This is a genomic window from Segatella copri (assembly GCF_026015295.1).
Lineage (GTDB): Bacteria > Bacteroidota > Bacteroidia > Bacteroidales > Bacteroidaceae > Prevotella > Prevotella copri_C.
The window spans coordinates 2,062,565-2,083,158 of sequence record NZ_JAPDUW010000001.1 but is presented as its reverse complement, the minus strand read 5'-3'; the positions used below and the strand labels follow the sequence as shown (position 1 = coordinate 2,083,158).

General features: G+C 44.1%; 17 protein-coding genes. 4 read left to right on the top strand and 13 right to left on the bottom strand.

From position 1 onward, the window contains the following. Positions 1-301 precede the first annotated feature (301 nt). From ONT18_RS08905 to ONT18_RS08895, 3 genes are all read right to left on the bottom strand, one after another. Positions 302-1,204, bottom strand: coding sequence for an IS3 family transposase (locus ONT18_RS08905; RefSeq protein ID WP_264905033.1), 903 nt, complete (start codon positions 1,202-1,204; stop codon positions 302-304). A 2-nt stretch (positions 1,205-1,206) separates the two neighbouring features. Next, on the bottom strand, positions 1,207-1,644 hold the full coding sequence (locus ONT18_RS08900) for a transposase (RefSeq protein WP_089543290.1): 438 nt from the start codon (positions 1,642-1,644) through the stop codon (positions 1,207-1,209). Between the two features lie 86 nt (positions 1,645-1,730). Then, positions 1,731-2,393: a DUF4476 domain-containing protein gene (locus ONT18_RS08895; protein ID WP_264905030.1), complete on the bottom strand. Its 663-nt coding sequence runs from the start codon at positions 2,391-2,393 to the stop codon at positions 1,731-1,733. A 295-nt stretch (positions 2,394-2,688) separates the two neighbouring features. Here ONT18_RS08895 and ONT18_RS08890 point away from each other — a divergent pair, with 295 nt between their 5' ends. Further along, positions 2,689-3,741 (top strand): IS110 family transposase, encoded by a 1,053-nt coding sequence (locus ONT18_RS08890; RefSeq protein WP_007896891.1) that lies wholly within the window; start codon positions 2,689-2,691, stop codon positions 3,739-3,741. Positions 3,742-4,007: 266 nt separating this feature from the next. Then, on the top strand, positions 4,008-5,054 hold the full coding sequence (locus ONT18_RS08885) for an IS110 family transposase (protein ID WP_007896893.1): 1,047 nt from the start codon (positions 4,008-4,010) through the stop codon (positions 5,052-5,054). Between the two features lie 759 nt (positions 5,055-5,813). Here ONT18_RS08885 and ONT18_RS08880 read toward each other — a convergent pair. From ONT18_RS08880 to ONT18_RS08865, 4 genes are all read right to left on the bottom strand, one after another. Continuing rightward, positions 5,814-7,517, bottom strand: a complete 1,704-nt coding sequence (locus tag ONT18_RS08880; RefSeq protein WP_118190113.1) for an acyl-CoA dehydrogenase family protein — start codon at positions 7,515-7,517, stop codon at positions 5,814-5,816. Between the two features lie 35 nt (positions 7,518-7,552). Next, a complete protein-coding gene (locus ONT18_RS08875; protein ID WP_006847062.1) occupies positions 7,553-8,575 on the bottom strand; it encodes an electron transfer flavoprotein subunit alpha/FixB family protein in 1,023 nt (340 codons plus the stop codon). 13 nt (positions 8,576-8,588) lie between these two features. Further along, complete coding sequence (locus ONT18_RS08870; RefSeq protein ID WP_006847063.1) at positions 8,589-9,458, bottom strand: electron transfer flavoprotein subunit beta/FixA family protein; 870 nt, start codon at positions 9,456-9,458, stop codon at positions 8,589-8,591. Positions 9,459-9,729: 271 nt separating this feature from the next. Next, the gene (locus tag ONT18_RS08865) at positions 9,730-10,332 is read right to left on the bottom strand and encodes a riboflavin synthase (protein ID WP_022120073.1); all 603 of its coding nucleotides are present in this window, start codon (positions 10,330-10,332) and stop codon (positions 9,730-9,732) included. Between the two features lie 169 nt (positions 10,333-10,501). On the opposite strand from ONT18_RS08865, the gene pepI reads away from it, so the two are divergent. Beyond that, positions 10,502-11,389, top strand: coding sequence for a proline iminopeptidase (pepI, locus tag ONT18_RS08860; RefSeq protein WP_264905026.1), 888 nt, complete (start codon positions 10,502-10,504; stop codon positions 11,387-11,389). A 123-nt stretch (positions 11,390-11,512) separates the two neighbouring features. On the opposite strand, the gene ONT18_RS08855 is transcribed toward pepI, so the two are convergent. From ONT18_RS08855 to ONT18_RS08830, 6 genes are all read right to left on the bottom strand, one after another. Then, positions 11,513-11,920: a DUF6361 family protein gene (locus tag ONT18_RS08855; RefSeq protein ID WP_264905024.1), complete on the bottom strand. Its 408-nt coding sequence runs from the start codon at positions 11,918-11,920 to the stop codon at positions 11,513-11,515. A 50-nt stretch (positions 11,921-11,970) separates the two neighbouring features. Next, entirely contained in the window at positions 11,971-12,570 is a 600-nt protein-coding gene (locus ONT18_RS08850; RefSeq protein ID WP_264905022.1) for an HU family DNA-binding protein, read from the bottom strand. A 636-nt stretch (positions 12,571-13,206) separates the two neighbouring features. Then, entirely contained in the window at positions 13,207-14,439 is a 1,233-nt protein-coding gene (locus ONT18_RS08845; protein ID WP_264905020.1) for a hypothetical protein, read from the bottom strand. A gap of 44 nt (positions 14,440-14,483) precedes the next feature. Continuing rightward, positions 14,484-15,089, bottom strand: coding sequence for a hypothetical protein (locus ONT18_RS08840; protein ID WP_264905018.1), 606 nt, complete (start codon positions 15,087-15,089; stop codon positions 14,484-14,486). Continuing rightward, positions 15,086-15,595 (bottom strand): RNA polymerase sigma factor, encoded by a 510-nt coding sequence (locus ONT18_RS08835; RefSeq protein WP_233400923.1) that lies wholly within the window; start codon positions 15,593-15,595, stop codon positions 15,086-15,088. Before ONT18_RS08835 ends, ONT18_RS08840 begins: the two co-directional genes overlap by 4 nt. A gap of 228 nt (positions 15,596-15,823) precedes the next feature. After that, complete coding sequence (locus ONT18_RS08830; RefSeq protein WP_264905015.1) at positions 15,824-18,358, bottom strand: glycosyl hydrolase 115 family protein; 2,535 nt, start codon at positions 18,356-18,358, stop codon at positions 15,824-15,826. Positions 18,359-18,565: 207 nt separating this feature from the next. Here ONT18_RS08830 and dnaG point away from each other — a divergent pair, with 207 nt between their 5' ends. After that, complete coding sequence (gene dnaG, locus ONT18_RS08825) at positions 18,566-20,527, top strand: DNA primase (RefSeq protein WP_153092889.1); 1,962 nt, start codon at positions 18,566-18,568, stop codon at positions 20,525-20,527. Positions 20,528-20,594 lie beyond the last annotated feature (67 nt).

The following is a 20,594-nucleotide window of genomic DNA, read 5'->3' as shown; positions in this document are numbered from 1 at the left end:
TGACTTTGCAAAAATACAATTATTTTGTTAAATCGACTAAACAATATGTATAATTTAACATAAAAAGTTCTCTTTATATTGTCTTATACGTGAAAAAGTTGTCACCTTTAGGATGGTTAAACTAAATATGTTACTATCTATTTTTCTTATCACTAAATGAGTTACGCATTTTTAATTTTATCACTATATGGGTTGTCAGCGAATCCCCATTATACCTAACTAGGTTACTCTTTTTAAGGAGCTATCCCTAGAAAGGTTACGGTGATGATATTCTTTCAAATGCAAAGATACACATTTTCAACTAATTAGAAGAATTTTCCCAAGGATTTTTCCACATTTTCTGCTGTGGCCCCGCTTGAGTATGTGCAACAGATGGTGTTTGATTACCGATACTCATATGCGGTCTTTCGTCGTTATAAAACGCAATAATCCTGGTCAGTTCCTTCTTACATACTTTACGAGTAGGAATTGTCATCCTATAAAGCCATTCCGTTTTTAAAATGCCGTTTGCACGTTCTGCTATGGCATTCTCCAAAGGATCTCCTGTTTGAGTCATACTTATTTGTGAGCCATGACTTTTTAGGATAGACACATAATTCTGACTGCAATACTGGCTTCCTCTGTCAGAGTGATGGATGAGTCCTTTTGCAGTTTCTTCATCAATGCTTTTATATGCCATTTTAAGCGCTTCTAATGGATATACAGTTTCTAATGTTGGACCAACAGCCCATCCAACGATTTTATGGGAATACAGGTCTGTTATAAGCGAGAGGTAGCACACACCTTCATTGGTTTCAACATAGGTGATGTCACTTGCCCAAATCTGGTTCGGACGGGTAGGAACTACTCCCTTAATCAAGTTTGGATATTTGCGGTAATTATGGTCGGAATCTGTTGTCTTATAGCGCCTACGGCGCTTTATACGCACCATGAGCCCATGCTTACGCAGCATCTCAATAAATGCGTCACGACCAGGGAAACAGCCTGTATCCTCAAACATCTGTTTCAATATGGCATGCAACTTTACAGCTCCTAAGCCAGGATTTGACTTACGATACTCACGTGCCTTTTCAATGATGATAGACTCAATGACATCTTCAGCAAAGCCGTCAGAGACATTGCGCTTATTATATGCTTGCCGGGTGAAACCAAACAGCCCACATAGAGTGCCTAAACCTTGGCTCTGGCACTCTGTGCGGAGCAAGCTTACTGTTTGGTACCAGATTTTTTTCTCACAGGAATATTGAAGGTTTCTTCTGCGAGGTCAATCATGGTGGAGAATGCCTTAGAGCGAAGCTTCTCTAACTCCAAAGCCTTGCGGAGACGCTTAATCTCTGCATCTTTCTCTTTCAACTGTTCATTTGTTGTCTTTGCCATATCGTCACGGTTTTGGTCTTCTGGCGGCAAAGATAACAAATCTTTTTCATTTAAGAACTTATCCATCCAAGAAAATAGCACTGTACGACTGCTTATATAGTATTTCTTGATGATTTCTTCTGCTGGGAGCCCACTCTCCATATACTCTCGAACTATCATGATACGATCATCATCTGTAAAAGAGTAGCTATTCAACTCTACCTCACGGGTCTCAAACCAACCAGTGTCCTCATTATACACACGTTCAATTCTTGTCTTACGTTTCATTGTCACTTCTGTTTGTTCCTAAGTGACAACCTTTTTCAGGGAAGTACATATCATAGATGATATCATTTTTTAAAGATACCAGATAATTATCTGCTGCTTCTTAATATTTCTCCTACCTTTTGCTTTTCGCTTTCAAAACTGAATTGCTGATAGATGATAATGGCATTCTGCAAATCTATGATATGAGGAGCCATCAGTCTGAGGGCTTTCAGTTTGCTGTCACCAAAAGTGAATATATTCATCATGCTGACGGCTTGGGCACAAGAATAGTAACAGCCGAGGCTGGCCACTTCTATCAGATCGAACTTGTTGTCATCAAAGCTTGCCTTCTTCACCTTATTATATAGTTTGGAGAAGGAAGCATCATCGAGACAATAGCCGTAATCCATTCTGCCATCTGGTTCACATCTTCCATCGTAGATGGGTGGAGTTGGGTGTGGTTGCTGTACATTCGACGTCTGGCTGTTGGGTTCTATGATTCTTGTATCGTACTGCACAACCTTTCCGTTTCTGTCGAAGAAGACCGTGATGTACTTGGAATCTCCAAACAGATTATTATATTTGGCATATTCCCATTTGTCCCCATACATGTCGAAACTGGTGAGCTTAGGTTCTCCAAGAATGGCTATTACTTCCTGCTTGGTCATTCCTCGCTCCACGTTTCTTTTTCCTTTAGCCGAAGCCGAGAGGCATACGGCAAACATCAATATGGTTGTGGCGATGAGCGCCATCCAATCATTTCTTTTCATAAGCTAAACTGTTTTTATAAGTTATTATATTGTTTTATGGTTGCAAAAGTACAGCTTTCTTTTGAAATAAAAAGAGAAGGATTCCCTAAAGTAGAAGGGAAAATCCCTATTCCTGATTTTTGTTATTTGTTTCACTTTTCTTTTACCTTTGCACCCAGGAATCAAGTTAGGATATTTGGTTAATGGGTGTTAAGGTGAACTATCTTTCTTTCAAGGTATGCCCTTTCTCATGTCATAGTCCTTATATAATCCAGCCAACTTTCTTGATTCCATTTAACTATTAAATGTCAAAATTATGGATAAAGAACTTTACATAGGCGTGGATGTCTCAAAGCAGACTCTCGACCTTGCTTATTATGACGGAGAAAGCATTGATTGGAAGAAAGCCCATATAAAGGTGAGCAACAACAATGCAGGTTTCAAGAAAATTGGTTCATGGGTGGCAAAGGTAAGCAAGGGGTTTGATATAGTCTTGTTCTGTATGGAATATACAGGACTTTACACCCAAAACTTTAGACTGTGGTTGGAAGAGAAACATTATATTTATAGGATGGTGGAACCTCGCAAGATGCATCGCTTTGAGCCAGACTTGGATGATGGACTGCGTTCGCTCGACCGCATCAAGACTGACGAGCTTGATTCTTTCCGCATAGCCATTTACTGTGAGCAGAACCACAGAAAGATTCTTCGCAACCCATCAAAACTTCCTTCTCCTGTATATTTTAAGTTGAAGAGGCTTTTGGCGGAACGCAAGCAGACAGTCAAGCAGTCAGTCCTTTACAAGCAGCAGCTTCATGATATATGTGCGTATGACACAGATTTGTCTGTGGAACGTAAGAATGGGCAACTTAAAACGCTCAATGATGCACTTAAAGGCATAGACAATGAAATTGACATGTACATAAAAGAAGATGCGGACATCAGCAAGAACTTTTCCCTGCTGACATCAATACCTGGTATTGGGCGTGTTGTCGCACTTGAAACCATTGTCTTGACCGAAAACTTCATGGCAATAGATAACCCACGTAAATACGCTTGCTATATTGGTGTCGCTCCTTTCAAGAAAGAATCTGGTACATCTGTGAGAAAAGGCTCGTCAGTCTCTAAGAAAGGTTTTAAACAGGCAAAGGCAGATTTGTCCATTGCCTGTTTGGTTTGCATGCAGCACATTCCGAACATCAGAGATTACTGGGAACGCAAGAGAAAGGAGAAATGCAGTGGAATAGTGTTTAATGCAATCAAGTTTAAGATGATACTCCGTATGTTTGCCGTTATAAAACGAGGTACTCCGTATGTGGAGACGGACAATTATCGAAATGGGAAAAACAAGCAACCAGGAGTGAACTAACAGTGTTTTAAGACCATCACTATACCATGATAGAGTCTCTTGGTTGCTTTTGGCACTACCTTTGCGAGGAATCCTCAAAAGGAAGGAACTCCAGACAGAGGTAGTGAACTTTTTAATCTTAGGCAAAGCCCTTTCCCTTGATATAGTCTCCTCTGCCCGAAATGTCAGACTCAGTGCCTTTTAGGGAATTAGCTGTCCGTCCCAGCTTTTAAAAGATTTGGCTTATCCTGACATAGAGAGTTCCTTTCGTAAAGCGGTGCAAAGATATGAAAAATAAATCATTTGTAGGCATTGACATCTCTAAAAATGTCATAGATGTATCTATATTTCGTGAGGACACCAACATCAAAATGTTCCCTCATGAGGTGTTCAACAACACTCGCAAGGGATTTGGCGATATGTGCTCATGGCTCAAAAAGAGCCGTGTGGTACTTTCCCAAGCCCTGTTTGGCATGGAATTTACAGGTTGCTACTCCTTGGACTTGGAAAAATTCCTCACGTCCAAGAATTACTCTTTCTGTATGCTTAGTACACGTATAGTAAAACATCATCCTATGGGGACAATAGATAAGCGAGACAAGAATGACTCTGCAAAGATAGCTGACTTCCTCTATCGTTATGATGGCACGGAATGTGCCAAGCCATACAAGTTGCCAAGCAAGGCTATGCAACAATTGAAGCAACTTGTCAATGAGCGTAAGTTCCTTGTGGAGCAACGGACAAACTTTATGAACCGAATGCAGATGTTTGAAACGAAAGAGGATTCTGCCATGTATGAGAGCTACATTAAAAAGCTCAATCATGACATTGAGAAGATAGATCAGGAAGAGTGTGAATTAATGTCCAAGGAGGAAGATGTCTTTGACACTTTTCAGAATCTGTTGACGATACCAGGAATTGGTTTTGTCAATGCAACAAACATAATTGCCATCACACGAAACTTTACCGCTTTTGACACAGCTCGGCAATATGCGAGATATGTTGGCGTAGCTCCATGCAGTCACACTTCTGGTACCAGTGTGAAATGGCGTGCCCGACCTTCCGCACACTGTAACGGTCAAGTGAAAGCTGACCTGTCTATGGCGGCATTGAGAGCTGTTGAGTACGATGTGGAAATGCAAATGTTTTATAATCGAAAGTTAGGAGGCAGAAAAGATTCTGATACTAAGCGTAAGGCATTGAATGCCGTCAAGTTTAAGCTCATTTGCAGAATGTTTGCCATAGGCAAGCAAAAGAGAAAATGGGAAGTGTTGAACACCTCTGACGACAGAAAGAACTTACATATTGAAAAGTCCAAAGCAAGTGAACTATGACAATGTACCATTGTCTCTTATAGTCTTGTGAGGACAGATACGGATAACTAATTAGGAATCGAGCAAAAAGCTATTAAAAGAAAGAGTTCCGTATCGTTTTTTTTGTAACAGAAAAGTCAAAAAATGTCTTCTTCTGCTACAGGGGTAGGTATGACTATATGCTTTCTGGGGGCTATTTTGCTTATTTTAACACAAAAAAGCTCTCAAAAATTTGGTGATGTCTTAGGAATCGGGAATGGCTGTGATTATAAAAAGAGATTATTATTTACTGCTAAAGCCTAATATGACTGAATAAACGCACCGAGACGACTGGGTAAGTAACGAAAGGCGTTTAATCAGATTCAATGAACTAATATATTAAGTATACGTCAATAAGATTATAGGTAACTACTCATGTCCATAGGGGGCTTCAATGGGGACTGAGTAATTACGAAGAAATCTGCTTATAAAGTATATTTATGAGGTGTACACTTCTTTTGCTCCGATTGAGGTAGATGCTTGTTGCATTTTTTTGCAGAAAGTTCCTTTTAATCTTGTGCTTTGCTGTACAAAACTTGATATTTTTGCTAATTCAAAGAAAATGAGAAAGATAGATATGTGGTATCCGATTCCCCCGAATTTCTTACCCTAATAATATCCGATTCCCCCAAAATTTTTGGGAGTATATCAGGTAAGTAAAGAAGAAAGTTTGTAATAAAAAAAGTCCGTGAGCATTCATTGCCCACGGACTTTTTAAATTATCTGATTTTTATAAATGTCTTATGCCTTGAAGCTCTCCAAGTCTTCTGCCTTGAAGTTCTGGATGTATGCTGAATGGCCGAGAACTTCCTCCTCTGCCATGCGTACATAAACATTTGCACTCTTGGCAAACATCTCTGGTGCCTTGGTTGCATCGTCGAGGATGAGGAGAGACATCACGATGTCGCCAGTCATGTTGTAGAGACGGCGAGCCAGGAAGTCGTGAACAGCCTGATCGTTAGCCTCCTTCACCTTGTTGATGGCTGCCTCGTAAAGTTCTACGAGCTTAGCTACACGCTCCTTCAATGGCTTCAAGTCATCTGATACCTCATTCTCCAACATCTCCTTGATGATGCTGAGATAAGTGCCGTTGGTGATGTAGCGGATAGCTGCTACTACCTGAAGCTGGGTGGTTCCCTCGTAGATAGAGAAGATGCGGGCATCACGGAACAGGCGCTGGCACTTGTACTCCATGATGAAACCAGAACCACCGTGAATGCTGATGGCATCGTATGCATTCTGGTTGGCATACTCTGAGTTCATACCCTTTGCCAATGGAGTGAACGCATCAGCCAAGCGGGTGTATTTCTTCATCTCCTGACGCTCCTCTGGAGTGAGCTTAGTGTCGCGGGCGATGTCTTCCAACGCCTTGTAGATATCTACGTAGCGAGCACAGCAGTAGAGGAGTGAACGGCCTGCATCCAACTTAGCCTTCATTCTAGAAAGCATGTCGTAAACGGCTGGGAAGTTGATGATCTTCTCACCAAACTGAGCACGCTCCTTGGCATAAGCCAAACCCTCGTTGTAAGCCTCCTGCTCAACACCTACACTCTGAGCTGCAATACCCAGACGGGCACCGTTCATCAGAGCCATCACGTACTTAATCAAACCGAGACGGGTGTTACCGCAAAGCTCAGCCTTGGCATTCTTGTAAACCAACTCGCAGGTTGGAGAACCATGAATACCCAACTTGTGCTCGATGTGACGAACGGTTACGCCACCATCACGCTTGTCGTAGATGAACATAGAAAGACCACGACCATCCTTGGTGCCTTCTTCAGAACGAGCCAGAACCAGGTGGATGTCTGAGTCACCATTGGTGATGAAACGCTTCACACCATTCAGACGCCATGTGCCGTCCTCATCCTGTGTAGCCTTCAGCATTACGCGCTGCAAGTCAGAACCTGCATCAGGCTCAGTCAAGTCCATACTCATGGTCTCGCCTGCGCAGATGCGAGGGATGTACTTCTGGCGCTGCTCCTCAGAACCGAACTCATAGAGTGTATCGATACAGCTCTGGAGCGACCAGATGTTCTGGAAACCGGCATCGGCAGCAGCTATGATTTCAGAAGCCATAGAGAAGATGGCGTTAGGCAAGTTCAAGCCGCCGTAACGACGAGGCATTGACAAGCCCCAGAGGCCAGCCTTGCGGGTAGCATCGAGGTTCTCGAATGTCTTGCTGGCATAAATCATGCGGCCGTTCTCCAGGTGTGGACCTTCGAGGTCAACATCCTCAGAGTTTGGTTCGATGATGTTAGCAGCTACATCGCCGGTAATATCCAGCAATCGCTTGTAGTTCTCGATGGCATCCTCGTAGTTGACAGGAGCATCTTCAAACTGGTCTTTTTCTACATAATTTCTTTCCTTCAAGTCCACAACACGCTTCATAAGCGGATGATTCAAGTGGAACTCTATTTCAGGATGGTCTGTATAATAATTAGCCATTTTGCTTTTCTTATTTAAATAATGTGTAATGCAGATTACTTGGAATTCTGCTTGTAGTACTTGATGAGTTTAGGAACCACATCCTCAACATTGCCGTTGATAACGTAGTCGGCAATCTTGTTGATTGGAGCATCAGGATCATTGTTTACAGAGATGATGATGCCTGAATCCTGCATACCGGCGATGTGCTGAATCTGACCAGAGATTCCGCAGGCGATATATACCTTAGGATGAACGGTAACACCAGTCTGACCAATCTGACGATCGTGATCTACCCAACCTGCATCTACTGCAGCACGAGAAGCACCTACCTCACCATGGAGGAGATGAGCCAATTCGAAGAGCTGGTCGAAGCCTTCCTTGCTTCCTACGCCATAACCGCCGGCTACGACGATGGCAGAACCCTTCAGGTTGTGCTTTGCAGCCTCTACGTGGTGGTCGAGTACCTTTACAACGAAGTCCTCAGCAGGAACATACTTGCTTACCTCAGGGTAAACTACTTCCTTCTTGCACTCACCCTCGTAGATGCTCTTCTGCATCACGCCAGAGCGGACTGTAGCCATCTGTGGACGGTGGTCTGGGTTTACGATAGTAGCCACGATGTTACCACCGAAGGCAGGACGAATCTGATAGAGCAGACCCTCATAGTGCTTGCCGCTCTTCTTGTCGTCGTAATCACCAATCTCAAGTTCTGTACAGTCGGCGGTAAGACCGCTGGTCAATGAAGAAGAAACACGAGGACCGAGGTCGCGACCGATAACGGTAGCACCCATCAGCGCAATCTGAGGCTTCTCCTCCTTGAAGAGGTTGACGAGAATGTCTGTATGAGGAGCTGAAGTGTATGGGAACAATCCCTCAGCATCGAAAACAAATAATTTATCTACACCATAAGGGAGAATCTGATCCTCTACCTGACCCTTGATGCCGGTACCAGCCACGATGGCATGGAGCTCCACGCCCTGCTGGTTAGCGAGCTTACGACCCTTGGTGAGCAATTCCTGAGATACTTCGGCAACGGTTGTGCCTTCTACCTCGCAATATACAAATACGTTGTTCATTGTCTTTTCAAAATTATCCGATAATACTTTCGTTCAACAATTCCTTCATCAGTCCGTCGATGTCTTCATCGCTGCTGGTCAAGGTCTTGCTTTCCTTAGCCTGGAACACGATGTTCTTCACGGCCTTCACCTTGGTAGGTGAACCACTCAAACCGCACTGTGCAGGGTCGCCGTCAACATCGGCAACGCTCCACTGGTTCAGAGTGAGGTAAGGGCGCTCCTCATAGAGGTTGGCCCAAGGTTCATCACCCTTGCGCTCCATAGGGCAGGTAGCGTATTTATATTTCATTACGAGCTTCACGTTGCATGGGCGACATGGAGCAGCACTTCCGTTTACGGTGATAACCAATGGCAATGGAGCCTCAACAGTCTCCACACCACCATCAATGAGGCGGCGTATAGTAGCCTTGCCATCCTCTACCTTGAGGATTTCCTCTGCGTAGGTTACCTGGTTCAATCCCAACTTCTGAGCCACCTGCGGACCTACCTGGGCTGTATCACCATCGATAGCCTGGCGACCACCGATCACGATGTCAACGTCACCAATCTTCTGGATACCGGTAGCAAGGGCATAGGAAGTAGCCAATGTATCAGCACCGGCAAAGAGACGGTCGGTAAGCAACCAACCTGTATCTGCACCACGATAAAGACCCTGGCGGATGATTTCTCCAGCACGTGGAGGACCCATAGTCAAAATACCAACTGTAGAACCTGGATTCTGCTCTTTCAATCGGAGAGCTTGCTCCAATGCGTTCAAATCTTCAGGATTGAAGATTGCAGGAAGGGCAGCGCGATTTACTGTGCCTTCGGCGGTCATCGCATCCTTACCCACATTTCTTGTGTCAGGTACTTGCTTGGCAAGTACTACGATTTTTAAACTCATATTTTTAAAAATGGTTATTGTTATAATTCCCTAAGTTTGTTAGTGCTCAGTACTCAAGTTGTACGTCGTCTAGTGCGATTGTCAGACTTGCTATCGTCTAATAAGTTACTGTCCAATGTTCAATTTGGGACAAAACACGGGGGCAAAAGTAACACTTTTTTATGGCTTACGCAAATATTTTATAAAAAAAATGCCCATTTAGTCTTGCTTTGTGCGCAAAACGCAAGAATTGTGCATGTTTTTTAGAACGTCCGTACTTAACTTTGCTGGCTTATTCAAAGCTCTTGAGTCGAGCGATATATTTGCCCAGAATGTCGAATTCGATATTCACTACCGTTCCCACTTCGATGTCGCAGAAGTTGGTATTCTCTCTGGTATAAGGAATGATGGCAACGGTAAATGTGTTGTCTGTAGGATCACATACGGTGAGCGAAACGCCGTTAACGGTAACGCTGCCCTTGTCGACCGTGAAATAGCCTTTTCTTGCCATTTCCTTATTGAGCTCATATTCGAAAGTAAAATAAGTAGAGCCATCAGCGTCTTTCATTGCGATACATTTGGCAGTCTCGTCCACGTGTCCCTGTACGATATGACCATCCAGACGGCCGTTCATCACCATCGAACGCTCTACGTTCACCTTGTCGCCTACCTTGAGCAGACCCAGATTACTGCGGTCCAGGGTTTCCTTCATGGCGGTAACGGTATACGTGCCATCTTTTATTTCCACTACGGTGAGGCAGACGCCATTGTGCGCCACGCTCTGGTCGATGCCGAGTTCATCTACGAACGAACATTTCAGGGTAAAGTCGATGTTCTCCTTATCATGTCTGATAGCTACGACGGTAGCCATTTCTTCTACGATTCCACTAAACATATATTCTATTTTTATTTGGTTTCATTATTATTTAGAATGCAAAGATATTGCATTAGCTAGAAACAGCCAAATTATTTAAGTTCTTTTGATAAAATAAGCAAGATATATTTGTTTAATTGCCATATTTTTTATATTTTTGCACATTATAATATATAAACATTTGAAGACAATGGAAATCAAGGAAGGATATATGCCCTTCATGGGCTATCAAACATATTATCGTATCGTAGGTAAAACAGAGGAGGGCAAGAGCCCTATCATCCTCTTGCATGGTGGACCAGGCAGTACCCACAACTATTTCGAGCTATTGGATAGGGTAGCGGAATCAGGTAGAGCTGTCATCATGTACGACCAGTTGGGCTGTGGCAACTCATTTGTGGAGGGACATCCCGAACTCTGGACTCCTGAGACTTGGCTCAACGAACTCTGTGTGCTCATCGACTATCTCCACATCGACCATTTTCATCTCTTGGGACAGTCGTGGGGTGGCATGCTCGCCATCATTTATCTGATAGAGAAGCAAGCAAAGGGCGTGAAGTCAGCCATCCTCAGCAGCACTCTTTCGAGCAGCAAGCTTTGGGCAAGTGAGCAACATCGCATGATTAAGTTTATGTCGGAGGAAGACCAGCGTGCCATCGCTGAGGCTGAGGCGAAGGATGACTTTTCGAGCGAGGCGTATGCCAAGGCGAATGAGCACTTCATGCTCTTGCATTGTGCAGGAGAGGTAACGGAAGACAGCCCAGAGTGCCTTCGCCGAAAGAAGCGTGCAGGTGCTGAGGCTTATCTCTATGGATGGGGACCAAATGAATACACCCCTACTGGTACGCTCCGTGATTATGATTACACCGACTGTCTGGGCGATATCCAAGTGCCTTGCTTGGTGATGAGTGGCACCAACGACCTCTGTACTCCATTGGTAGCAAAGACACTTTATGATGGTATCCAAGATTCCAAGTGGCATCTCTTCGTAGGAGCCCGACACATGCCATTTGCCGAGCAAAACGATGAATATTGCAAGGTGTTGGAAGAATGGATGGAGGAGAAAGAGGGAAAGTGATTTGGCACTTTCCCCTTTTATTTCATGATTCCATTGTTAGTATCAGAGAGGTTGATTCTCTTTTTGTCCAATTGATTGGATAAAATCAATGGAAAAAGTGCCGATAGTGGTGCCAAAAGTGCTTTAAAAAACGACTTTTGGCACCACTATCGGCACTTTTATAGAGAAACTATTCTCGGCTTCTGCCGCATCGATTACACTACTTCCTGTTATTCCCCAGTTGTTGGCTGGTTCTGTACCTCGCAATAGTTGACGAGTCAATTCTATCTCCAGATTCAATACCTTGGCTCTTACTTCGTTTGCACTTTTGTATGTTCCTTTCTCTGCTTCCAAAAAAAGAGAAGGGAGTATGGCATAGTATTTTGCTCTATTATGTAAAGTAGAGATTCCAGGAAACAACTTGTTGGAAAAGGCATCGCGAATGCGCCCCAGTCCAAGTTCGTCAATTGCTTGATGCTCTTGGATGGCTTGCATTACTTGGTGCATTTTAAGTTGTTCCTCTGTGCTGAAGTTTATGAATCCTAATTTCATTCTTATTTCTTTTGTTTATGGTGAAAGGAGAATGGAAAAAGCTGCCTTTGTTACTTTAGAAAATAGATAGGCGCATGGGGTGTTCCTTCCTTCACCATGATACCCTTCTCGCAGAAATGAGTGAGCCACTTCTGTGCCATGTAAGGAGTCAAGCCGAAGTGGATGCGCATGATGCGAGTGGTGATGTAACGATTCTTTTGAAGATACTCCTTGATATTCTCTAACATCTTTTCCTCGGAGTATTTTGTAGATTGGTTGGAATAGCGGGAGCGGACGAAATGGACGTTGCGCTGTACTTCCTCCATTAGCTTACCTTCTGGTCGGAAGTTGATGCCGGTGATGCGTACTTCCTTGCCCGTAATCTTCTTGTCTGGATTCTCCTCTGGCATCTCTAGGCTAGCCGACATGGAGAAGTAGCCTATTTCTGGGATGTAAAAGCGGCGTCCCATGGAGAATTCTTCCACCAAAAGGTCATGAAGCTCTGCCAACACCGCAGCCACATCTCCCTTGGTGAGTGAGCAACGGCTCTGGATTTTCTCTTGCAGTTGCTTCTCGGTCATAGGTTCATGCTGCACGATACGAATGTATTGGCGCTTTTCTCCTGTGCCCTGGGCATTGTTGAGCATGTAAATGTCGTATTTCAGTTCCATATTTCTTGTTGTTTGATGGTTCGTTGTTTTCTATATTCTTTGTCTTCTATGAAAGATGATGCAAATATATATAATAATGTGATAACTTGTATCTTTTGGTGTAAACTATTAGGTTTATTTAAACATTGGTATATGTCATGTGATTATACGGCATTTGTCATCCGACCATATGATAAGTGTCGTATAATCGCATGACAAATGTCACGCAATTGTTATAATTGCTTTCTTGCATCGTTATAATTGCTTCCTTGCACCGTTATGGTTGCTTCCTTGCACCGTTATGGTTGCTTCCTTGCATCATATAAGTCGCAACATTATTACCATCCATCTCATCCTTTCCAATTTCAAGAAATACTCATTCGAAATGAGTGTTTTTGCTCAGAATTACTCATTCTGAATGAGTAAAAATGATAGAAATTACTCATCGAGTGGTTATCGTAGGATAGTAAATGCTGTAGATGTTCTCTGGCTTCTCATTCATGTCGGCATTGAAATTTACCTCTATTGGGGATGCGCTAATTTGAAGCAAAAATGCCATCTCCATCAAAACTGATAGAGGTGGCATTGGGTTCTATGCAGTATGTCCTTTCTTACATCACATATGTATTAAATGAATGTGACTGAAAGTTGAGATTTTTATAATTTATTGTTCATATACTTTTTGATAAAGCGACCCACATGATTCTCTTGTAGAGTTGTTGGGAGGGCTTTGAATATTTTCTTTTGATTCGAAGAACCTTTTATCAAATGCTGATAGAACAGATAGCAGATGATGCCAGGAGAATGGATATTGCTGAGTGCGTAAGCCGTATACTTGCGCTCGTCCCAGCCATCATGGTTCTTGCTTTCCTCTTCCACCCACTGCTTATAGAAACTTGATCCTGTGAGGCTGTAGTAACCATTGTGTACGCTTAGCTCTGCTATCTCTCCTGGTACAAAAGGAATGTCTATCCATTCCGAGCAGATGGTTCCATCTTTCATCAGTGCTCTCACTCTTCCCATGGTAATGTCCTTCAGGTCGTGCTTGTATGAGAAGTTAGTGCCGTTGGTAGCCACAAGGATGGGTTCTACATACATATCTGTTTCGTCTTTGTAACAGATAAAATAGCCACGGTCCCAAAGTTCAGGGTCACGCTTGCCAATAATCTCAAAGTTGCCTTTCAGGTTGGTCTGAGCATCTTTTAGCATCTTGGTCAATTGCTCATTAGGCACTTCTTTTTCTTCTTTAGTCTCTTCTTTTGGAGCAGCCTTTTCTTCTTGGGTGTCTATTGGGGTAAGAACACCTGTATAGTGGACGGCATTATATGGTTGCTGTTTTATTTCGTCAGCTACGCGGTGCTTGTTTAAAGGAGCTTTTCCTTCTACGATGCAGATGTTTCCTTCATAGCCTTTTTCGTTAACCAAACCATTCTCTATGATATGGCCCCATTCTATGGCACAGACTCTGCGCATGCCAGAGTGACCCATTTGTTGGCGATTGATAAGGACGCTATATGCCGAGAAATTTCCAACCATAATAAGGTCGTTGCCTACAGATATGTCAAAGTTCATCCATCTCTCCAGTGGGTTGTTGTTTCCATCTACCATATAGTAAAAGTCAGTTACAGGCTGATTGCAATCTTTTTGAAAAGCCTTGTTGATTCTGTCCAGTTCCTTGAGAAACTTGTCTTTCTTGAGAGTTTTAAAGCGATATTTTTTCCAACTCCATTGTGCTGTGTCACCAACCTCATTTTTTGCTCCTGATTGATTCATGGTGAACGCCTTGTTGCTTACCAATTTCTCCAAAGCCTCTTTGAAATAAGACTTTTGTGCCTGTGCTCCCATTGATGAGAACATCATGAGTAATAAATATATGATATACTTTTTCATGTTCTTTGTTCTTTAATGTTTATACCTTATTATATATATATTCTTTAGAGTTTTACGGTGATTCGCCGTATTTGTTGGCGGTCATCCTCACTTTGCACGGCATTGCTTGTAGTGGCTTGAGCTTCTGCTGTCTGCATTTTGAAAAGATGCTCTTCGGGCAAGGTTGACATAGGGAAGAGTACCAGACCTTTTTCTTCGGTGTCTGGCATGTCATCTCCAAACTCAGCTTTAGGTTTAGCCTCCCTTTTGGGAGCATTGAGCTTGGCGAAAGTCTTTTTCTTCTCGTATGTCCTGCTCTCTTCTGTGATGGCTTTTTCTGCTGTATTTTCCTTTTCTGCCGTCAAATTCTTTTCTTGCATCATAGCTTTTTGCATCGGCTGTGTAGCCTTTCTCACAGCCATTGTCGCATTGCCCGACGCAGAAGTGGTATCCTTGGGTGGTTGCAGGATGATAGCGATGATGCCAGCCACGCATGCTGCGCAAATCCATGGAAAGATACGCAAGGTGCGATGGCTGACCAAGCTCTTCCTTGCCTTCTCTATTACTTGTTGCTTGGTTTGGGAGGAGGCATGGAAATCACATTGAGGTTGGAGCAGTTGCTCTATATCCTCAAATCCTTTGTCATTATGGATGTTCATTTGATCTTTCATATACTTTTCTCCTTTCTGAGTCGTTGTTGGATATGTTGGATGGCATAGCGATAGCGAGATTTCACGGTAGCTTCTGGTATCTCCTCCAGTTCGGCTATCTCTCGGAACGTCAAGTTGTCGTAACATTTCATTCTTACGATTTCCGCTTGCTCCTGTGGAATATCTTCCAGCAGTTTTGATATTCTGAGAAATTCCTCGTGTATTTGTTTGTCACCATTGCTGTTAGGTATGCTTGCCGCTTCATTGATAGCAATGATTTGCGGACGTTTTTTGCGCAAGTAGTCTCGGCATGCGTTGCTAACAGAGCGAATGATGTAGCGGTCCAACTCTTCCACTTGTTGCCCTTCTTTCAGTTTCTTGAAAGCTGCAAGCAGCACCTCTTGCACAATATCTTCTGCATCCTCACGTTGCCCGATTCGAATATAGGCAAAACGAAATAGCCAGTCTTGCCGATTGTCGACAAGACTCTCCAGTTGTTTTATGAGTTTTGGGTTGTCTATATTCATTCGTTTCTTGTTTTTATGTTTCTAACTTTACTCATATAAACGTATATTTCTCAAAAAAGATTTAAAAAATACTCTTTTTTTTCATTTATTTGTTACTATTGTGATTGTTTATGTAAAAATGAATGCTACGAAGTATGGAACATAAGAAGATAGTGATAGTTTGCGTAAAAAGAATAGGCACGCATCCTTTCGTGGGTGCGTGCCTATACCTTTTATTATATGCTACCTTTAAATCACCTTGACTCTCTTTTTCCCTCCTCTTCCATCAATCACGATTTTCTCGAAGACGATGGCTGGGTCGTTAGGAGTGAGGGTGAGGGTGTGGATGCCATCGGATGAGGCTGGCAGCTCTAGCTCTATCACCTTGTCCACGATGCGAGTGGCTATCGTTGGATAATAAATATTGTAGATGTTCTCCGGCTTCTCGTTCAAATCTTTGTTGAAGTTAACCTCTACAGGAGAAGCGCCATCTAAACTTACACCATAGGTTAAGCCGCCCTTGTTGAGATAATCCAAGGTTGATTTGGTAATCACATGAATGCGAATCTTCTGCTTGCCATTAAATGCCTTGCCATCCGAAGTTTTGCTAACTTGCATCTTAAACTTGTAAGTGATGCTGGCTCCCTTTACACTCTTAGTATATGGCATCAGAGTCATTGCCGATACGCTCTTGCCCATGAATGGAATCTCTGTCCATTTTGCCTCGGCAGCATCCGTCTTGCTGCTATAGTAAGGAGCTTCGATTTCTACCACGCCGTTGTTTTCGCTGATAATCACTCCATCCTTGGAGGTTACCCGGAAGAGTTCTGGACAGGTATCTTTCTCGAAATCATCATTCCAACTCTTATAGCCGATATGCTTCTGGGTCATCATGCCGTTCCACTTGCCGCCAGCCATCTTATGATTGTAATAGTCGCAGATGAGTGAATCGCGCTTGAAGAGGCGTTCGCATTCATCAGCCCATACATTCGCCTTCGGATTGCCCTGCTTGTAGAGGGCGTGGTTCTGTGCCTGGGCAAAGTACATCTGGTGCAGATTGCTCATCAGCTCGATAGGGAAGAGGATGATCTGGCGATAGGCATCGTGATAGGATGCCGGCAGACAGTTGTACTGGCGCAGCGCATCGGCTTCGAGCTGGAGATACTGATTTACCACCTCCTGCCATTCACCGTTTTCCAGACTGTAGGTGTTCTTGTCGAGCATCTCTGGGGTGCAGCGGCCGTTGTACTTGCAGATGAGGTTAAGAATGCGGGCTGCTTCATCGGCCTGCGATTCACCAAACTGCTGTGCGCACCAGTCGCGGGTATGGTGGGTGATGTTGTTTACATCGTATTTACGTGGATTCCAAGCCATGTCCATAAACTGGCTGATAGGATATTCCATCGGCTTGAGGTCGCCAACATTGAAAATCCAGAGACGGTCAATGCCATTCTCGTAAGCAAGCGTCAACTGCTCCCAAGGATTCTGCACAGGAGTAACGTTGAGCATCTTTGAGTTTCTTGGAGCACCTACGTAATCTACGTGATAGTATAAGCCCCAACCGCCTTTGTGCTTGCGTTCCTTGGCATTCGGCACACGGCGCACGTTACCCCAGTTGTCATCGCAGAGCAGGAGGGTTACGTCATCAGGCACCTTCATGCCCTTGTCGTAGTAATCCAATACCTCTTTATATAGTGCCCAAACCTGTGGGGTTTCGCTTACCTTCTTTCCGGTTACGTCCGCGATAATCTTACGCTGGTCGTTGATGATGTTGGTCATCAGCTTCGTATCTGCCTCTTCGCTCATCGCTTCATCGCCGTCGCCACGCATTCCGATGGTTACAATCTGTTCGGTTCCTTTCATGCGCTCTATTCCCTCACGGAAGAACTTCTGCAGGTTAGCCTTGTTCTTCTGATAGTTCCAAGGTCCCCATCCCTTTCGGTTGCGGGCGTATTCCTGATGGTTGCGTGCCATCGGCTCATGATGGGAAGTACTCATCACTACGCCCATCTCATCTGCCGTCTTCTCGTTTTCAGGGTCATCGGCGTAGAAAGCCCAGCCCCCCATGGCAGGCCACATCATGTTACCTCTCAGTCGCAATACCAGTTCGAAAACGCGCTGATAGAAACGGTGGTCGCCATATCCGGTGCCGTAGGTGTTCTTTACCCATGACGTTAGGCAAGGTGCCTCGTCGTTGAGGAAGATGCCGCGATAACGTACGGCAGGTTCTCCATCTGTATAGATTCCCTTGTTTACGAAAATGGAATCGTGGTGCTCTACAGGCACGTCTGCCCAGTCATACCAAGGCGATACGCCCATCTGCTGCGAGAGTTCGTAGATGCCGTAGATGGTGCCTCGGCGGTCACTGCCTGCGATGACGAGCTGACCATCTGTGAGCGTGATGATAAACTTTTCCCGTTTGCCCTTCAGTAGATTTCCGTTGATGCGCTTCTGTTTTACCAGTTGGTCGATGGCTGCAGAATGGCCGATGGTACCTACGAGGATAGCTGGTCGGGCTGTGTCGGCTTTTTTCAGAAAACCGGCATCCGAGGTGAGGGTGGCTGTGGCTCCACTCACACTTTTTATATCTTTTAGCAGGGCATGAGCAGCATAGCTCACTCCCTTGCAGTCGTTGGTATCCATGTAGATTTCTACTCGGTTATTGGCATTCAGTAGCAAGTCTCCTTGCTTGAAATTCACAAATCTGTCGGCTGCGCTCATGCTGATAGTTGAGAGCAGGGCAGCGCCAGCTAGGAATGTTCGCTTGATGTTGTTTAGTTTCATGTTTATTTATTTTGTTGTTATTTTCCGATTGTCAGCAATGTGTTTTTGCCGGTTGCAAAGATAGCCAAAACTATCCGAATGTACCTTTTTTTATGTAAACTTTAGTTTTTAATATGTTTCATTTTTACTTTTCTGTCCGTTTCTCTTTGTGTTTTCAAAGAAAAATAGTAATTTTGCATAGTAAAAACAGAAAAAAGAATATATATAATGATAGACAGACCGACGATAGCAAAAATTATGGATGCCACCAAGATAGAAGAGGTGGTATCTGAATTTGTTACGCTCAAGAAGCGTGGCATCAATTATGTCGGCTTGTGTCCTTTTCATAACGATTCCAATCCATCTTTCTCTGTATCTCCAACAAGAGGTATCTGTCATTGCTTTACCTGTGGAAAGGGAGGCAATGCAATCAACTTTCTGATGGAACTGGAACAGATGACCTATCCCGATGCCCTTCGCTGGCTCGCCAAGAAATATAAAATAGAGATTCAGGAACGGGAACTGACCAACGAAGAAAAACAGCGCGAGAGCGAAAGAGAATCCATGTTTATCGTCAACGATTGGGCGGCGAAATATTTCCAGGATATTCTCTTGCATGATGTGGATGGCATCGCTATCGGTATGGCTTATTTCCGAGGAAGAGGTTTCAGGGATGATATCATCAGAAAATTCCAGTTGGGTTTTGCGCTCCCTAAGCGTACTGCTCTTGCTGAGGCGGCTAAGGCGGCTGGCTATAATCCGAAGTATCTGGTTGATACGGGACTCTGCTTCAAGGTGGATAAGGACGAAGCCGGCAATAAGTCGGGGGAGGATAAGATTCTTGACCGTTTCTCGGGCAGAGCCATCTTCCCCTGGTTCAGCGTGAGCGGCAAGGTGGTGGCTTTTGGCGGACGAGTTCTCGACAGCAGAACCAAAGGCATCAGCCAGAAATATGTCAACTCGCCTGATAGCGTTATCTATCATAAGGAGCGCGAACTCTATGGACTCTATCAGGCCAAGAAGGCGATAGCCAAGGAGGATTGTGTCTTTATGGTGGAAGGATACACCGATGTTATCTCGATGCATCAGTGTGGCATCGAAAATGTAGTGGCCAACTCGGGTACAGCGCTGAGCGTGCATCAGATTAGATTGCTGCACCGCTTTACCAGTAACATCGTTCTTCTCTATGACGGCGATAATGCGGGTATTCATGCTGCGCTGCGAGGTACCGATATGCTGCTTGAAGAAGAGATGAACGTAAAGGTTCTCTTCCTCCCTGATGGTAATGACCCTGACAGTTTCGCCCGCAGTCATTCGGCAGAGGAATTCAGAAGATATATTCAGGAGAATCAGACCGACTTCATACAGTTTAAGACCGATATTCTGCTACGCGGCGTGACAGACCCTGTAAAGCGAAGCCAGGCTATCAATTCGATTGTAGAGAGCATCTCGAAAATCAAGAATCAGATAACGCGCGCTTCTTATATCACCGACTGTTCTCACCGTTTGGGCGTGAACGAGGCAATTATCGTGAATGCCTTGAATAATTTTGTGCGAAACGGTATGAGTGAGCAGGTAAAGGCAGAGCGACGTGCTGCGGGATTGAAAGATTCGACTGTAGCGGCAGCGCAGCAGGCGCAATCGGTGATGAGAGCGGTTACCCCACTGGATAAACTCCTGGAGGTAGAAGGACTTCTGGTACAGTTGATTATTCATCATGGCGACCAACTCATCACGGTACAGGATGTAGACGGAAATGATGTGGAGGTAGCTGTGGCCCAGTATATCAGTCTTGATTTGGGTGGAGATGGCTTTAAGTTTCATAATGATTTATATAATCAGATTATGCAGGAGGCTGTGGAGCATCTCGAAAAAGAAGATGATTTTGTCGCCGAAACTTATTTTGCCAATCATCCGAATCCGGAAATCAGCAGGTTGGCAGGTTTGCCTACAGGTGACCAGGAGGTATCTACGGCTAGTCTGCAGATGAAGATGAGCGCCGATAAGCTCCGTCAGTTTGTCTTTAAAGACATCTTGAGCTTCCGTACTCATTATATTGCTCAGCGTATTATTGAGGTTCAGCAGGAGTTTGCCAAGAATCCGACCAATCGTGAACTGCTGCAGGAGTTTATGAAACTCAAGCAGATGAACACGCTTCTGGCGAGTCAGGCAAACAATATCTTCAATTAACCGGAACTTCTGTCCTGTGGGGAGAAACTCTGTAAAGAAGTATTAGAGATTTAAAAGGAGAAATGCT